15 protein-coding genes and 1 tRNA gene are annotated in these 16173 nt (G+C 68.0%); 13 read left to right on the top strand and 3 right to left on the bottom strand.

What is annotated here, in order from left to right:
* The 3 genes from ACFR9S_RS04065 to ACFR9S_RS04055 all read left to right on the top strand — a co-directional run.
* On the top strand, positions 1-108 hold a 108-nt coding region (locus ACFR9S_RS04065), incomplete at its 5' end, for a hypothetical protein (RefSeq protein WP_379818124.1).
* A complete protein-coding gene (gene cgi121 / locus ACFR9S_RS04060) occupies positions 108-611 on the top strand; it encodes a KEOPS complex subunit Cgi121 (protein ID WP_379730955.1) in 504 nt (167 codons plus the stop codon). The genes ACFR9S_RS04065 and cgi121, both read left to right, overlap by 1 nt.
* Positions 612-676: 65 nt before the next feature.
* Positions 677-838, top strand: a complete 162-nt coding sequence (locus ACFR9S_RS04055; RefSeq protein ID WP_379730956.1) for a hypothetical protein — start codon at positions 677-679, stop codon at positions 836-838.
* Between the two features lie 44 nt (positions 839-882).
* Here the strand turns inward: ACFR9S_RS04055 and ACFR9S_RS04050 are convergent.
* Together ACFR9S_RS04050 and ACFR9S_RS04045 are read right to left on the bottom strand one after the other, a co-directional pair.
* Positions 883-955: transfer RNA gene (locus tag ACFR9S_RS04050), tRNA-Gln, on the bottom strand.
* A gap of 246 nt (positions 956-1201) precedes the next feature.
* Positions 1202-1756 (bottom strand): DoxX family membrane protein, encoded by a 555-nt coding sequence (locus ACFR9S_RS04045; RefSeq protein ID WP_379730957.1) that lies wholly within the window; start codon positions 1754-1756, stop codon positions 1202-1204.
* A gap of 127 nt (positions 1757-1883) precedes the next feature.
* Between ACFR9S_RS04045 and ACFR9S_RS04040 the strand changes: the two genes are divergently transcribed.
* From ACFR9S_RS04040 to ACFR9S_RS04020, 5 genes are all read left to right on the top strand, one after another.
* Positions 1884-2465 (top strand): IMP cyclohydrolase, encoded by a 582-nt coding sequence (locus tag ACFR9S_RS04040; protein WP_379818112.1) that lies wholly within the window; start codon positions 1884-1886, stop codon positions 2463-2465.
* Between the two features lie 37 nt (positions 2466-2502).
* Entirely contained in the window at positions 2503-3162 is a 660-nt protein-coding gene (locus tag ACFR9S_RS04035) for a metallophosphoesterase family protein (protein ID WP_379730959.1), read from the top strand.
* 273 nt (positions 3163-3435) lie between these two features.
* On the top strand, positions 3436-5874 hold the full coding sequence (locus tag ACFR9S_RS04030; RefSeq protein ID WP_379818111.1) for a ribonucleoside-diphosphate reductase subunit alpha: 2439 nt from the start codon (positions 3436-3438) through the stop codon (positions 5872-5874).
* Complete coding sequence (locus ACFR9S_RS04025; protein WP_379731377.1) at positions 5874-6869, top strand: ribonucleotide-diphosphate reductase subunit beta; 996 nt, start codon at positions 5874-5876, stop codon at positions 6867-6869. Before ACFR9S_RS04030 ends, ACFR9S_RS04025 begins: the two co-directional genes overlap by 1 nt.
* Positions 6863-7312, top strand: coding sequence for an acyl-CoA thioesterase (locus ACFR9S_RS04020; protein WP_379731376.1), 450 nt, complete (start codon positions 6863-6865; stop codon positions 7310-7312). The genes ACFR9S_RS04025 and ACFR9S_RS04020 overlap by 7 nt, the downstream gene beginning before the upstream one ends.
* Positions 7313-7332: 20 nt before the next feature.
* On the opposite strand, the gene ACFR9S_RS04015 is transcribed toward ACFR9S_RS04020, so the two are convergent.
* Positions 7333-8511, bottom strand: coding sequence for an aspartate kinase (locus ACFR9S_RS04015; protein WP_379818110.1), 1179 nt, complete (start codon positions 8509-8511; stop codon positions 7333-7335).
* Positions 8512-8665: 154 nt separating this feature from the next.
* Here ACFR9S_RS04015 and ACFR9S_RS04010 point away from each other — a divergent pair, with 154 nt between their 5' ends.
* The 5 genes from ACFR9S_RS04010 (at position 8666) to uvrA (ending at position 16147) form a co-directional block, all read left to right on the top strand.
* The gene (locus tag ACFR9S_RS04010; RefSeq protein ID WP_379731374.1) at positions 8666-8953 is read left to right on the top strand and encodes a translation initiation factor eIF-1A; all 288 of its coding nucleotides are present in this window, start codon (positions 8666-8668) and stop codon (positions 8951-8953) included.
* Between the two features lie 135 nt (positions 8954-9088).
* Positions 9089-10537, top strand: a complete 1449-nt coding sequence (locus ACFR9S_RS04005; protein WP_379731373.1) for a S8 family peptidase — start codon at positions 9089-9091, stop codon at positions 10535-10537.
* 312 nt (positions 10538-10849) lie between these two features.
* Positions 10850-12715 (top strand): PINc/VapC family ATPase, encoded by a 1866-nt coding sequence (locus ACFR9S_RS04000; RefSeq protein ID WP_379818109.1) that lies wholly within the window; start codon positions 10850-10852, stop codon positions 12713-12715.
* 146 nt (positions 12716-12861) lie between these two features.
* Positions 12862-13065 (top strand): HVO_0649 family zinc finger protein, encoded by a 204-nt coding sequence (locus ACFR9S_RS03995; RefSeq protein ID WP_379731730.1) that lies wholly within the window; start codon positions 12862-12864, stop codon positions 13063-13065.
* A gap of 88 nt (positions 13066-13153) precedes the next feature.
* On the top strand, positions 13154-16147 hold the full coding sequence (gene uvrA, locus ACFR9S_RS03990; RefSeq protein WP_379731729.1) for an excinuclease ABC subunit UvrA: 2994 nt from the start codon (positions 13154-13156) through the stop codon (positions 16145-16147).
* Positions 16148-16173: the final 26 nt, after the last annotated feature.

The raw sequence follows: 16173 nt of genomic DNA, 5'->3' as shown, positions 1-16173 counted from the left end.
AACGTCGGCCGCGAGGACCCGTCGATGGACGGCGTGACCGCCGACGCCGACGCGGAACGTGCCGGCCGCGAGGAGGAGGGCGGGCAGGCCTCGCTGGGTGATTTCTGATGCGGCTGCTCGACGGCACGGCGACGGTCGACGACCTCGACACGTTCCTCGCGACACTGGACGACGTGGCCGAAGCGACCGGAACGACCGTGCAGGCGTTCGACGCCGACTACGTCGTCTCCGCGGAGCACCTCGAACGGGCGCTCGACCGCGCCGACCGAGCGATCGCCCGCGGGGAGAACGTCGCCCGGGAGCGTGCGGTCGAGGTACTCTGCTACGCGGCGGGGCGCCGACAGATCAACCGCGCGCTGGAAATGGGGGTCTCGGAGGGCGAGAACCGCGTGATCGTGCTCGTGGACTCGCCGGCGGGCGACGACGAGGCGGAGGCCGCGGCCGTCGAACGACTCCGCGACCACGTCGAGGAAGCGCCGGTACTGGGGGCGTACGACGAGGGGACCGTTCGCGCGTTCTTCGACGTCTCCGACGCCGAAATCAGCGCCGTCGACGGCGACCTCGCGGATCTCGTGCTCGAACGCGTCGCGCTGCTGGACGTGGAGAAGTAATCTCGTAGCACGCTGTCTCCGGCACTGCCACAACGACTTTGCGACGCAGCCCCGAACGATCATCCATGGACGAGGAGACGGTCATCCTCCAGGCCAGCAACCCGAAGTGTCCCGTCTGTGGCAAACAGGTCGACCTCGTCGAGGCCCAAGCGGAGGGCGTCGAGGACGAGTGGCGCTGTGGCGATGGCCACTGGTCGAAAGTGAAGCGACTCGTGGAGTTGGAGTAGCTTCACGGCGCCGTCGCTCTTCGAGTCGGTTCGGAAGAAGTGAGTAGTTCCACCAGGATTCGAACCTGGGTCGGAGCCCCCAGAAGGCTCCAGGATTGGCCGCTACCCCATGGAACTGTTCTGCCACGCTTGCCGCCCCTCGTTCGGCGGCGCGCTTCGCAATCAACGGTAGTCCGCTGGGAAGTATGAGTGTTTCGGAGTCGATCACGGTGCCGGCGGTCGGTGTGCTACCCGGTCCGGTGGCAGTCGCACACGGGACCCCACACCGCTATATCTCGCGGTAGCTCACGGTGTCCCGTATCCACCGAGATGAGGCGGATCACTGTCGTTCCTTTCCGACTTCTCCGAAAAAGGTCCGCGACGCTACCCGAGCAGGTAGCGCATCCACGGGTAGCGCTCGATCAACGGCCGGCCGCCGACCTCGTACTGCTCGATGTACTGATCCAGCCCGAGGATTCGACCTGCGCCGAACGCGGCGACGGCGAGGAACACGAGCATGTACGCGAAGTCGCCGTTGATGTAGCCGTGGTCGACGCTCCAGTTGCCCAGGTAGAACATGAGCATCATGAACGCGCCCCAGAACGCGGCGAGGCGGGTGAGGCCACCGACGAGCAGGCCGAGCCCGATGAGCACCTCACCCCACGGCACGGCGACGTTCACGAAGTCGAGGAACAGCTGTGAGGACCCCATCGCCTCGAACAGGCCGGCGACGGGGCTCCCGTTGGCCCGCGGGGCGTTGTTGAGGTAGCCCGCGGCCGAGAAGCTCCCGCTGAGCACCTTATCGAGGCCGCTCTGGAGGAACGCCAGCCCCATCATCAACCGCAGCGCGAGGATGAACCACACGCTGAGCGTGTGGAGCTTCCCCTCCGCGGTGAACCCTGCGACTGTGCTTCGGAGTTCGACTTCCTGTGTTGCCATATCTGTACGTTCGACCCGTACGGGCTTAGCCACGATGGCGGTTCCCGCCCCGTGGGAACCGGCGTGAACCCGGTTCTCACCGAGCAGGAATCACCACCTACTTGCCGGTCTACGCCACAGAAACGGTATGTACGTCGGCCGCTTCCTCGTCGCCGCCCCGGGACTGGCAGCCTACCGCGTCTCCTCGCGTTCGTTCCCGAACCGGAAGGTCATCGACCGGGACGGCAGCCTCACGGTCGTCCCGACTGACGACGCCGAGCCAACGGACAACCCCTACGTCTCCTACAACTGCGTCCGGACCGTCGACGACCGCGAGCTCGCGGTGGTCGGCAACGGCTCTCACGTCGATCCAGTCGCGGAGAAACTGGAACTGGGCTACCCCGCCCGGGACGCGCTCGTGAGCGCGCTGTTCGCGCTGGACTTCGAGAAGGACGACTACGACACGCCCCGAATCGCCGCGGTGGTCGGCGCCGACTCGGCGGTCGTCGGCACCGTCCGCCGGGACGCGCTGCTCGTCCGCGAAGTCGACGAGCCGACGCTGGTGGCGACCTACGAGAAGGACGACCCCGAGCCGTTCGCGCTCGCCGCCGACGGCGCCGCCGCAGCCGCCAGCGAACTGTACGACCACTCGTTCGAGCACGCCGTCTGTGCGGCGGGCGTGAGCGTCGACGCCGCGGGGATCGAGACGGCGATCCACAACGGGGAGTAGCGCGGCGCTTTTCCCGATCGCGCTGTTTTCGCCCCCCGTGCAACTCGGGGTCATCTCTGACGTTCACGGCAATCTGCCCGCGCTGGAGCGGGTGCTCGAGGCGATGCCGTCGGTCGACCTGCTGGTCTGTGCCGGCGACGTGGTCGGCTACAACCCCTGGCCGGCGGCGTGTGTCGACACGGTTCGGGACCGCGGGATCCCGACCGTCCAGGGCAACCACGACCGCGCGGTCGCCAACGGCGACGCCGCCGGCTTCAACGGGATGGCGAAGGCGGGCGTCGACTACGCCCGAGACCAGCTCGGCGCCGGACCGATCGGCTGGCTGGGCGCGCTGCCGACCGAGCGCCGCGTGGCCGACGGCCGGGTGAAGATCGTCCACGGCCACCCCGACGATCCGGATCACTACACGTACCCGCGGGAGTTCGCGCCCGACCTGCTCGACGACGAGGAGCTGCTGATCATGGGCCACACGCACGTCCAACACCACGCCGTGTTCGACGAGGGGATCGTCCTCAACCCCGGCAGCGTCGGCCAGCCCCGGGATCGGGACCCCGGCGCGGCGTACGCGGTCGTCGACCTCGAGGACCGCTCGGTCGAGGAGCACCGCGTGAGCTACGACGTCGATCGGGTCGTCGACGCCGTCGCGGACGCCGACCTCCCGCCCGAAATCGGGGAACGGCTCCGAGAGGGTCGCTGAGGGCCGTTCACCCGACGCCCTGCCGTCGTTCTCCGGATTCGCTGCCATCGTTTTCCCACGCCAGTACCCGTCGAACAGCGACGCGTCGACCCGTCTATCCGGCGTTAGTAAACTACAATTGTACTACTACAATCTAACTGGGAAAGTCTTAACCCCGTCGCCGAAAACCGGGCACACGGCGAGACCCGGTTCGCGGGAGCGAGCCGAAACCGACAGAGGGCGGTGCCGTGAGTGGCAACGCTGTCGGTCGCTCCCGGCGGGTCCGCCGCGGACATGACTCAGGCAAACCCACCGACGACCGACCGAATCGAATCGCGGCTCGCCGCGGCGACGGCGGATCTCGACCTCGCGAGCGACCGCGAGGCGCTCGCCCGCGCGGCCGAGCGCGACAGCTACGACGGCGCCGACGCCGACGAGATCGACGAGGCGCTGATCGGCGTGCTGACCGCGCGCACCGAGCGCGACCCCGCCCACGATCAGGCGGCCGCGCGGGTCGCGCGCTGGCGCCACGCCCGGAACGTGACCGGCACGGACGGCCCGCTCTCGGGGGAGACGTACCGCGCGTCGTTCGTGGAGGCGATCGAGACGGGCGTCGAGCGCGGCCTGCTCGACGAGCGAATGACCGACTACGATCTGGAGTCGCTCTCCCACGCGCTCGTGCCCGACCGCGACGAACAGTTCAGCTACATGGCCGTCTCGACGCTGGTCCAGCGGTACTTCCTCCGGACCGTCGAGGAGGACGAGCCACTCGAACTCCCGCAGGCGTTCTGGATGCGCGTCGCGATGGGCGTCGCCCTCGCGGAGGATCCCGAGGACCGCGAGGCCAGAGCGGTGGAGTTCTACGACGCGCTCTCGACGCTGCGGTTCGTCCACTCGACGCCGACGCTGTTCCACGCCGGGACGACCCATCCACAGCTCTCCTCCTGCTACCTCACGACGGTACAGGACGATCTGGAGGACATCTTCGACTCCTACAAGGCCCACGCGAAGCTCTCGAAGTGGTCCGGCGGGCTGGGCAACGACTGGACCAACGTCCGCGCCGAGGGGTCGCTGATCGAGTCCACCGGCGTCGAGTCGACGGGCGTGATCCCGTTCCTCAACATCTCCGACGACGTGACCGGCGCGATCAATCGCTCCGGAAAGCGCCGCGGCGCGGCCTGTGCCTACCTCGCGGCGTGGCATCTCGACTTCCCCGCCTTCCTCGACCTGAAGCGGAACACCGGCGACGAGCGTCGGCGCACCCACGAGATGAACACCGCGGCGTGGGTGCCGGACCTGTTCATGAAGCGCGTCCGCGCCGGCGAGCAGTGGACGCTGTTCTCGCCCGACGAGGTGCCCGACCTCCACGAGGCGACGGGCCAGGAGTTCGAGGAGCTGTACGAGCAGTACGAGCAGGCGGCCGACGACGGCGAGCTCCGGCAGTACGAGCGCGTCGAGGCCGAGGAGCTCTGGCGCACGATGCTCACCCGGCTGTTCGAGACGGGCCACCCGTGGATCACGTTCAAGGACCCCTGTAACGTCCGCTCCCCGCAGGACCACTACGGCACGATCAACAGCTCGAACCTCTGTACGGAGATCACGCTCAACACCTCACAGGAGGAGACCGCGGTCTGCAACCTCGGCTCGGTCAACCTCGCGAAACACGTCGACGGCGACGGTCTCGACGGCGACGCGCTCGCGGACACCGTCGAGACGGCGATGCGGATGCTCGACAACGTCGTCGACCTGAACTTCTACCCGACCGACCGCGCCGAGCGCGCGAACACGCGCCACCGGCCCGTGGGCCTCGGCGTAATGGGGTTCCACGAGATGCTCACCCAGCGGGGCGTCGGGATGGCGAGCGAGGAGGCGCTCGAGATCGCCGACCGGACGATGGAGCAGGTCGCCTACCACGCGATCCTCAATTCGTCGCGGCTGGCGAAGGAACGGGGCACGTACGACTCCTACGAGGGGTCGAAGTGGGACCGCGGGCTGCTCCCGCAGGACACCGTCGAGCTACTGGAGGAGGAACGCGGCGAGGAAGTCGACGTGGAGCCCGAGGAACGCCTCGACTGGAGCGAGGTGCGCGAGCACGTCGTCGAACACGGGATGCGCAACTCCAACACCACCGCGGTGGCGCCGACGGCGACCATCTCGACCATCGCCGGCACCACCCCCTCGATCGAGCCGCGCTACTCGAACCTCTACGTGAAGTCGAACATGAGCGGCGACTTCACGGTCGTCAACGAACATCTCGTCGAGGAACTGGACGAACTGGGGCTCTGGACCGACGAGATGCTGGACGAGATCAAGTTCCACGACGGCGCGATCCAGGAGATCGAGTCGATCCCGCCGGCGATCCAGGAGCGCCACCGCGGCGCCTTCGAGATCGACCCGCGCCACCAGCTCGAGCTCACCGCCCGGCGGGCGATCTGGGTCGACCAGTCCCAGAGCCACAACGTGTTCTTCCCGTCGACGGACGGCACGCTGCTGGACGACGTGTACCAGCGGGCGTGGGAGCTGGGGCTGAAGACGACGTACTACCTCCGTACCCTCGGCGCCAGCCAGTTCGAGAAGTCGACGCTGGACATGGAGGAGTACGGGCGCACACAGCGACGAGACGCGGACGACGACCAGAACGAGGCGGGCGCCGACGGCGGCGACGCCTGCGACGTGAGTGACGGCTCGGACCTACCGAGCGTCGAGGACCCCACCTGCGAGGCCTGTCAGTAATGCCGATCGACTACCTCTCCGACAGCGACACGCACGACCCGAACAAGATCCTGCCCATCGACTACGAGTGGGCCCGCGAGTACTACGAGGCGGGCGTCGACAACAACTGGGTGCCCGAGGAGATTCCGATGGGCAACGACGTGACCCAGTGGAACGGCGACGAACTCACCGACGCCGAGCGACAGCTGGTCGAGTGGAACCTCGGCTTCTTCTCGACGGCGGAGTCGCTGACCGCGAACAACATCGTGCTCGCGGTGTACGACCACGTGACGGCGCCGGAGTGCCGGCAGTACCTCCTGCGGCAGGCGTACGAGGAGGCGGTCCACACGGACACGTTCATCTACTGCTGTGACTCGCTGGGGTTCGAACCCGACTACCTCTACGGGATGTACGACCGCATCCCCGCGATCGAGGCCAAAGACGAGTTCGTCGTCGACCTCACCCGGGTCGTCGACGACCCCGAGTTCACGATCGACGACGAGGCCGACGTGCGGGCGTTCCTCCGGGACCTGATCGGCTTCTACGTCATCATGGAGGGGATCTTCTTCTACGCCGGCTTCGCGATGATGCTCGGGCTCAAGCGGCAGGGGAAGCTGGAGGGGATCGGCCAGCAGTTCGAGTACATCATGCGCGACGAGTCGCTGCATCTCGGCTTCGGGATCGAGTTGATCGACGCGATCCGGGGGGAGACCGACGCGTGGACTGACGAGTTCGAGGCCGAGATCCGGGAGCTGATCCTCGAGGCCGTCGACCTCGAACAGCAGTACGCCCGCGAGGCCTGCCCCGAGGAGATCCTCGGCATGGGACCGACGCAGTTCGCGGAGTACGTCGAGTACGTCGCCGACCGGCGGCTCACCCAACTCGACATGGACGAGGCGTACGGTACCGAGAACCCGTTCCCGTGGCTCTCGGAGGCCGCCGACCTCAACCGCGAGAAGAACTTCTTCGAGACGCAGGTGACGGAGTACCGCTCCGGGGGGTCGCTCGAATGGTGAGGCTGATCGACTCCTACACCGAGACCAGCGAGGTGGTGATGCCGGACGCGACCAACAACCTCGGCCGCGCGCTCGGCGGCTGGGTGCTCCACCGCATGGACCTCGGGGGCGTCGTCGCCGCCCGGCGGTTCGCCCGCTCGCAGGTCGTCACCGCGAGCATCGAGCGCGTCGACTTCCACGCGCCGATCGACCTCGGCGACATCGCGGTGCTCACCGCCTACGTCTACGACACGGGCGAGACGAGCATGCAGGTGCGCGTCGACGTGACCGCGGAACGCCCGAGCGAGGGCGTCGAGCGCGAAACCGCCTCCTCACACCTCACGTTCGTCGCGATCGACGGCGAGGAGTCGGTCCAGCCCGTCCCGGAGCTCACGGTCGAGACCGACGAGGAACGGCGGCTCCGGGAGGCGGCGATGGACGCGGAGTCGTCGCCGGTGCCGTAACGCAGGCGCCGCCCCCGCGATCAGAACTGCTCGTGGACGATGTCGAGCGTCTCCTCGCGGTCCTCCCACGCGACGAAGATCGCGACGGAGGTCGCGGAGGTGATCAGGTCGTGGATGTTGATCCCCGCCTCCGCCAGCGGGTCGACCAGCGAGCGGATCACGCCCGGCTGGTTCGGAAGTTCGCCGCCGGTGACGCGGATCACGGCGATCTCGTCCTCGACGGTGACCGAGGAGAGCGACTCGTCCTCGACGACGGCGTCGTGCAGCGTCGCCTCGGCCTCTTCGGCGACCTCGGTTTCGACGTAGTACGTCAGCGAGTCCATCCCGCTGGCGACGGCGTCGATGTTGATCCCGGCGTCGCCGAGTTTTTGTGAGACCTCCGCGAGTATCCCCGGTCGGTTCCGGATCGCCCGCCCGGCGACGGTGAGACAGGACAGCGGCGCCTCCTCCATGTCGATCAGGTGCTCGAAGCTCCCCTCGACGCTGGTGCCGCCCGAGAGCAGGTCGCCGTGCTGGTAGTGGACCACTCGAACGCCGAGGTCCTCGTCCTTGTAGACGAGTGCGGAGGGTGCCACGACTTCGGCGCCGCGGAACGAGAGGTTCCGCAGTTCGTCGACGGTGATGGAGCCGACGTTGCGCGCGCCCTCGACCACGCGGGGGTCGCCGGTCATGACGCCCTCCACGTCGGTGACGATCACCACCTCGTCGGCGTCGAGGTAGTTCCCGAGCATCATCGCGGTGGTGTCCGACCCGCCGCGACCGAGCGTGGTCACGTTGCCCTCGGGGTCCTCCGCGAGGAAACCGGTGATCACGGGGACGGTGTCGTCCAGCGTCTCCGCGAGCGCGTCGACGCGCCGTTTGGTCCCCTCGGCGTCGATCACGCCGCGCTCGTTGGTGACGACCGGCCAGCCCTCGTCCCCCGGTTCGAAGAACGTCGCGTCGACGCCACGGGCCGCGAGCGCGGCCTTCAGCATCCGGACCGAGGTGCGTTCGCCCATCGAGACGATCTCGGCGCGGTCCTCGTCGCTGGCGTCGAAGGCGATCTCGTCGAGCAGGTCGTCGGTCTGTGAGCCCATCGCGCTGGCGACGACGGCGATCTCGTGGCCCGCCGCGACGGCGTCGGCGACGGAGTCGGCCGCCCGGTCGACCCGGTCGCCCGAGCCCAGCGAGGTGCCGCCGAACTTCGCGACTACGCGCACCGGTGGACACCCCCGGTGTCGTGCGTTCCGTTCATACGCCCGCTTCTCGGAGGGGCGGGTTAACGCTGTCTCTCTCGGTGCTTCGATCGGGGTGTGTGACTCCCTTTCGGGGACGTATCCCACGGCTTATCCGTGGGTGTTCCGTACTACCTGTATGAGCGACGATTCATCAGGCCGGAAGAACCTCCGGATGCCGGACGACGACCAGGTGTTCGGCGTCGTCACCGAGCACCTCGGCGGCAACCACGTCCGGGTTCGGTGTGCCGACGGCGAGACGCGACTCGGGCGCATCCCGGGTCGGATGAAGTACCGCACGTGGATCAACGAGGACGACGTGGTCATCCTCGAGCCCTGGGACTGGCAGGACGAGAAGGGGAACATCGAGTGGCGCTACGACGAACAGGACGCCGAGCAGCTCCGCCGCGAAGGCCACATCGACTGATCTGCCGTTCTCTGCGGCTTCTGAGTGCCGACCGACAGCGCCCGCCGAGCCGACTGCTGTCCTCCGAGTGAACTGTTTTCCATTCGAGTAGGATTTACGTAAGCTTTTAGCGATTAGTTCCACCATAGTGTGTGGATGCCAAACAGTAGCAGGCGGACGTTTCTCAAGGGCACAGCGGGCGTGATCGGCGGTTCGGTACTGACGACTGGCAGCGCGGTCGCGACCGGCGACGGCGAGACGGGGCGGTTCCTGATCAACCTCCGGAAGGTCGACCGGAGCGAGATCCCCGACGACGTGGAGATCGTCCACGACCTCTCGGCGGCGGACGTGCTGGTCGCCCGTGGCGACCAGTCCCGGGTCGGCGGTGCGACGGCGACGGCGCCGGACGTGAAGATCGACCGCAGCGACGACGAGGCCGGCGCGGTGCTCGAAGCCGAGGGACCGGCGGCCGCGGACGGTTCCGCGAGCCACAACCACGACGGTGCGGCGAGCAACACCGAGTACCAGTGGGACAAGCGCGAACAGGCGGTCAGCGGCGAACTCACGGACAAGCCCGGCGGCGGGAAGTTCGTCCACGACACGACGACCGGCGAGGGCACCCGCGTCGCGGTCGTCGACTCCGGGGTGTACGACGACCATCCGGACCTCGAAGGGGTCGTCAACGCCGATCTCTCGATCAACATCACCGGCGACGGGTTCGACTTCCGGCCCAACGGCGCGGGCAGTCACGGCACCCACGTCGCGGGCACGATCGCCGCGACGAACGACAACGACGGCCCTGCCGGCGGTGTGCTTGGGACGGCGCCGGACACCGAGATCGTCGCAGTCCGGATGTTCTCCGGGCTTGAAGGATACGCCGGCGACGGCCTCGCCGGCTGGGAGTACGCCGCAAAGATCGGCTGTGACGCGATCAACTACAGCGTCGGCTACACGGTCGCCGACACCGTCAAGTACCCGAGCCTGATCGCGCTGGAGCAGATCATCAGTCAGGTCGCGGAGTACGTCCGCTCGCAGGGGACGGTGATCGTCAACTCCGCCGGCAACGGTTCGCTGGACATGGACGCCGAGAACACGCTCAGCCTCCCGACGGAGGCCGACGGCGTCTTCGGCGTGAGCGCGACCGGCCCACTCGGCTACGGCTGGGGCGGCAAGCACAGCGACAACGAGGCCAAGTGGCTCACCGGCAACCGCCTCGACGAACCGACGACCGACCCCGCGCCGTACACGAACTACGGCTCGGCCGTCGACGTGAGCGCCGGCGGCGGGAACTACGATCTGGAGGCCATCTTGGGCGGGAATCTGGATGCGTACAACGACCTCGTCTACTCCACGATCAACACCACCGGTCCCGACGGCGAGCAGATCGCCTCCTACGGCTGGAAGGCCGGCACCTCGATGGCCGCCCCGCAGGTCACGGGCGCGGTCGCGCTGGTGCGCTCGCTGAAGCCCGACGCGACGGTCGAGGAGGTCGAGTCGCTGATCAAGCAGACCGCGTCGATGCCCGACGAGGGCGAGACGTACCACGGCGCCGGCCACCTCGACCTGCAGGCGCTGGTCGACGCCGCGAGCGGCACGGCCAAGTAACCCCGACTCCGGTCCCCGCGCGGCGATCGGCGTCCCTTCTGCGGTGTTCGGTCCGCTCTGGAGTCGTGAGCGGTGTGCCAGCGACCGCCAGATTTTTGTGTGACAGTCTCTAACATGGAAGTGAACCCCGTTGAGGCGGGTTCCGACGGGAACTACCGTCGTAGCGGACGGGAGGCGTACCGGCGACCGACTGATTAGACCCAGCGACGCCGAGCACGCACGTCGAAGCGGCCGGGCGGCCGGTGTTGGCCGCCCGGCGCGACACCCCAACGTGGTATACACCCTTTTGAGCCTCCGCCGTCTATCTCGCGTGTGAACGTCGTTCCCGACACCAGCGTCGTCGTCGACGGCCGCGTCTCCGAGCGCGTCGCCGACGGGCGCTACGAGGGTGTCACCGTCTACGTCCCCGAAGCCGTCGTCGGCGAGCTCGAAGCCCAGGCCAACGCCGGGTACGACCCCGGCTGGAAGGGGCTGGAGGAGCTCCAGCGGCTCGCCGACTACGCCGCCGAGGGGGAGATCGAGGTCGAGTACGTCGGCCGCCGACCCAACGCCGCCGAGACCGAGGGCGCCGGCGAGGGCGACATCGACGCGCTGATCCGCGACATCGCCGCCGGGCAGGGCGCGACGCTGCTGACCAGCGACGGCGTGCAGGCCGAGGTCGCCCGCGCGAAGGGGATCGACGTGGACTACGTCGAGCCCGTCGTCGACACCGAATCCGCCGAGCCCGAGAGCGAGGGGCTGGCCATCGAGCAGTTCTTCACCGAGGACACGATGAGCCTCCACCTCCGCTCGGACACGCGCCCGAAAGCGAAGCGGGGCAGCATCGGCGAGATGTCCTACGAGCACATCGCCGACGAGCCTACCAGCGACGAGCAGATGGAGGAGTGGGCGACCGAGGTGATCGAGACCGCCCGCGCCTCCTCCGAGGGGTTCATCGAGCTCAGCGAGGAGGGGATGGACATCGTCCAGTACAAGAACTACCGGATCGCGGTCGCCCGACCCCCCTTCGCAGACGCCATCGAGATCACGGCCGTCCGGCCGGTCGCGAAGACCACGTTCGAGGACTACGCGATGGCCGACGAGCTCAAACAGCGCTTCACCGAGCGCCAGCGCGGCGTGCTCATCTCCGGCTCGCCCGGCGCCGGGAAGTCCACGTTCGCGCAGGCGGTCGCGGAGTACCTCAACGACAACGACTTCGCGGTCAAGACGATGGAGAAGCCCCGCGACCTGCAGGTCGGCCCCGAGATCACCCAGTACACCGAGCTCGGCGGCTCGATGGAGAACACCGCCGACTCGCTGCTGATGGTCCGGCCGGACTACACCGTCTACGACGAGGTCCGCAAGTCCAGCGACTTCGAGACGTTCGCGGACATGCGACTCGCCGGCGTCGGCATGATCGGCGTCGTCCACGCGACCCGTGCCATCGACGCGCTCCAGCGACTGGTCGGCCGGGTCGAACTCGGGATGATCCCGCAGGTCGTCGACACCGTCGTCTACATCGAGGCCGGGCAGATCCACACCGTGTACGACGTGGAGACGGAGGTGAAGGTGCCGGCCGGCCTGACGGCGGAGGACCTCGCACGCCCGGTGATCCTCGTCTCGGACACCGAGACGGGCGAGCCGAAGTACGAAATCTACACGTTCAATCGGCAGGTCGTCACCGTCCCGCTCGACGACGAGGGCGAGGAGACCTCCGGCGTGAACCAGATCGCGAAACAGGAGATCGAACGCGAGATCCACTCGGTCGCCCGCGGCCACGTCGATGTCGAACTCCAGGGGCAGGACCGCGCAGTGGTGTACGTCGAGGAGGACGACATCTCCTACGTGATCGGCAAGGGCGGCGGCCGGATCAGCGAGATCGAGGACCGCCTCGGCATCGACATCGACGTGCGGACCCACGAGGAGAACCCCGCGCCGGCGAGCGCCAACGGCGGCACGGAGAGCGTCGGGTCGCCGCAGGGCGAGGTCGTCGAGCCGGAGATCACCGCCCGCCACGTCGTGCTTCGACTCGACGAGCACGTCGGCGAAACGGTCGAGGTCCGCGCCGGCGGCGACTACCTGTTCACCGCCACGGTCGGCCGCGGCGGCGACGTGCAGGTCTCCCGCGGCTCGGCGATCGCCGAGGAGCTCGAGGACGCCATCGACCGCAAGCAGCAGATCACGGTCGTTCCGGCCTGATCGGCCTCTTCCACGGCGGCCACTGACTCCCGTTCTGCCACCGTGTTCCACGCTTTCGTAGCGACGCGGTCGAAGTTTCGCTCGTTCTATGGTGGTTGTAAACTATGCACAAGGATTTATGCCGATTGGGGTCCAACTCCCACTCTATGGCCACGAGCAACCGCGGCATGAACCCCCTCGACACGCTTCGAGGCCGCTACGACGACGTCGAGACGGTCTGTCCGGCGTGTGGGTACGACGACGCCGACGGGAAGTGGACCGGCGAGACCGACGGCGCGGAGGTCAGGTACGAACACGCCTGCCCGAGCTGTGGGCACGTGGCGGTCCGCCGGATCACGATCGGGCGCTGAGTCGGCCCGCGCTCGCGCCCGGCCCCGCGTGCGGGGTCATCCCCGGGACCGACGGGTTCAACCCTCCCGACTCCGTAGCCCGCGCTGAATGAGTAAGGACTTCATCGAGGTCCGCGGGGCCGAGGAGAACAACCTCGCGGATCTCGACGTGGAGATCCCGCGCGAGCAGTTCAGCGTCGTCACCGGGCTCTCGGGGTCGGGGAAGTCCTCGTTGGCGTTCGACACCGTCTACGCCGAGGGGCAGCGCCGCTACATCGAGAGCCTGTCGGCGTACGCCCGGAACTTCCTGGGGCAGATGGACAAGCCGCAGGTGGAGTCCGTCGAGGGGCTCTCGCCGGCCATCTCGATCGACCAGAAGAACGCCGCGAACAACCCCCGATCGACGGTCGGCACCGTCACCGAACTGCACGACTACCTCCGGCTGCTGTACGCCCGCGTCGGCACGCCCCACTGCCCGGAGTGCGGCCGCGAGGTCGGCACCCAGAGCGCCCAGCAGATGGTGCGCCGGGTGTTCGAACTGCCCGAAGGCACGCGTGCGAAGATCGCCGCCCCCGTCGTGCGCGACCAGAAGGGGGCGTTCGAGGACCTGTTCGAGGAACTGGTCTCCGAGGGGTACGCCCGCGTCGAGGTCGACGGCGAGCGCTACGACCTCACCACCGACGACCCCGACCTCGACGAGAACTACGACCACACGATCGACGTGGTGGTCGACCGCGTGAAAGTCCGGGAGGAGGACCGATCGCGAATCACCGACTCCGTCGAGACCGCCCTCGAGGAGGGCGACGGCGTGCTGAAGGTGATCCTCCCGTCGCCGCCCGAGGACCTGCCCGAATCCTTCGGCGGCAACGTCTCCCGGAGCACCGGTGACCTCGCGGACGCCGGGAACGAGGCCGACGACGAGGACGACCGACTGGTCGTCGAGTTCTCCGAGGAGTTGGCCTGCACGCACTGCGGCATCGATTTCTCGGAGATCGAGACGCGCTCGTTCTCGTTCAACTCTCCCCACGGCGCCTGCCCGGAGTGTGAGGGGATCGGCGAGACGAAGGAGGTCGACGAGGACCTCGTCGTCGTCGACCCCGACAAGCCGATCAAGGACGTGTTCGAGGCCTGGAGCTACAACCGCTCGTACTACCAGACCCGGATCGACAGCGTCGCCGCCCACTTCGGCGTCGACGTGACGACGCCATTCTCCGAACTCACCGAGGATCAGCAGCGCCAGTTCCTCTACGGCACCGACGAGCAGGTGGTGTTCCAGCGCCAGACGAAAAACGGCACCCGGCGCAAGGAGAAGCGCTTCGAGGGCGTCATTCCCAACCTCGAACGCCGCCACGTCGAGACTGACAGCGACTCCACCCGCGAACACATCGAGGAGTACATGGCCGTCACCACCTGCCCGGCCTGTGACGGGACGCGACTCAAGCCGCAGTCCCGCTCCGTGCTCGTCGACGGCACCGACATCACCGAGGTGAACCGGCTGAGCATCGCCGACGCCCGCGAGCACTTCGAGGGGATGGAGGCGAACCTCTCCGAGCGCGACCGCACGATCGCCGAGGAGATCCTGAAGGAGATCCGCGCCCGCCTCGGCTTCATGGAGGAGGTCGGCCTCGACTACCTCACGCTCGATCGCGAGGCCTCCACCCTCTCCGGCGGCGAGAGCCAGCGCATCCGCCTCGCGACGCAGGTCGGTTCCGGCCTCGTCGGCGTGCTGTACGTGCTCGACGAGCCCTCGATCGGCCTCCACCAGCGCGACAACGACCGCCTGCTGAACACGCTCGAAGGGCTGCGGGACCTCGGGAACACGCTGCTCGTCGTCGAGCACGACGAGGAGACGATGCGCCGCGCCGACCACGTGATCGACATGGGTCCCGGCCCGGGCAAGCGCGGCGGCGAGATCGTCGCACAGGGCGACTTCGACGACATCGTCGACAGCGAAGAGTCGATCACCGGCGACTACCTCGCCGGCCGGAAGGAGGTGCCCGTCCCCGACGAGCGCCGCGAGAGCGACGAGGCGCTCACGATCGTCGGCGCCCGCCAGCACAACCTCAAGGACGTGGACGTGGACCTCCCGATCGGGCAGTTCACCGCCATCACCGGCGTCTCCGGCTCGGGCAAGTCCACGCTGATGCACGACGTGCTGTACAAGGGGCTGGCCCGGAAGATGAACGACAACACGAGCGTCGATCCCGGCGAGCACGACGCGATCGAGGGCACGGAGAACATCGAGACGGTGCGACTCATCGACCAGTCGCCGATCGGTCGGACCCCCAGATCGAACCCCGCGACGTACACCGGCGTGTTCGACCACATCCGCGAGGCGTTCGCCCAGACCAAGCTCGCCCAACAGCGTGGCTACGACAAGGGTCGGTTCTCGTTCAACGTCAAGGGCGGCCGCTGTGAGGAGTGTGGCGGGCAGGGAACCGTCAAGATCGAGATGAACTTCCTCTCGGACGTGCACGTCCCCTGCGAGGAGTGCGGCGGCGCCCGGTACAACGACGAGACGCTGGACGTGGAGTTCAAAGGCAAGACCATCGCCGACGTGCTCGACATGGACGTGGCGGAGGCGTACGACTTCTTCGAGGCCAACAGCCAGCTCCGTCGCCGGCTCAAGCTGCTGAAGGACGTGGGGCTGGGGTACATGAAGCTCGGCCAGCCCTCGACCACGCTCTCGGGCGGCGAGGCCCAGCGCGTCAAGCTGGCGGAGGAACTTGGGAAGAAACAGACCGGCGAGACGCTGTACCTGCTCGACGAGCCGACGACCGGCCTCCACAAGGAGGACGAGCGCAAGCTGATCGAGGTGCTCCAGCGCCTGACCGACAACGGCAACACGGTCGTCGTCGTCGAGCACGAACTGGACCTGATCAAGAACGCCGACAACGTCGTTGACCTCGGTCCGGAAGGCGGCGAGGGCGGCGGTGAGGTCGTCGCCAGCGGCACGCCCGAGGAAGTCGCCCGGATCGACGACTCCCACACCGGGCGCTACCTCCGTGACTACCTCCCGCGGGTCGACATGGAGGGGCCACGCGCGGACCGTCGGAAGCCCGCGAAGGAGGAGGCCGAAGCGCCCGCGGCCGACGACGACTGATGCCCGATCGCTCCCGCCGTCGGGTG

This window comes from Halolamina salina (assembly GCF_042678005.1).
GTDB lineage: Archaea > Halobacteriota > Halobacteria > Halobacteriales > Haloferacaceae > Halolamina > Halolamina salina.
The sequence above is the reverse complement of the archived record's forward strand: the minus strand, read 5'-3'. Positions and strand labels throughout refer to the sequence as shown.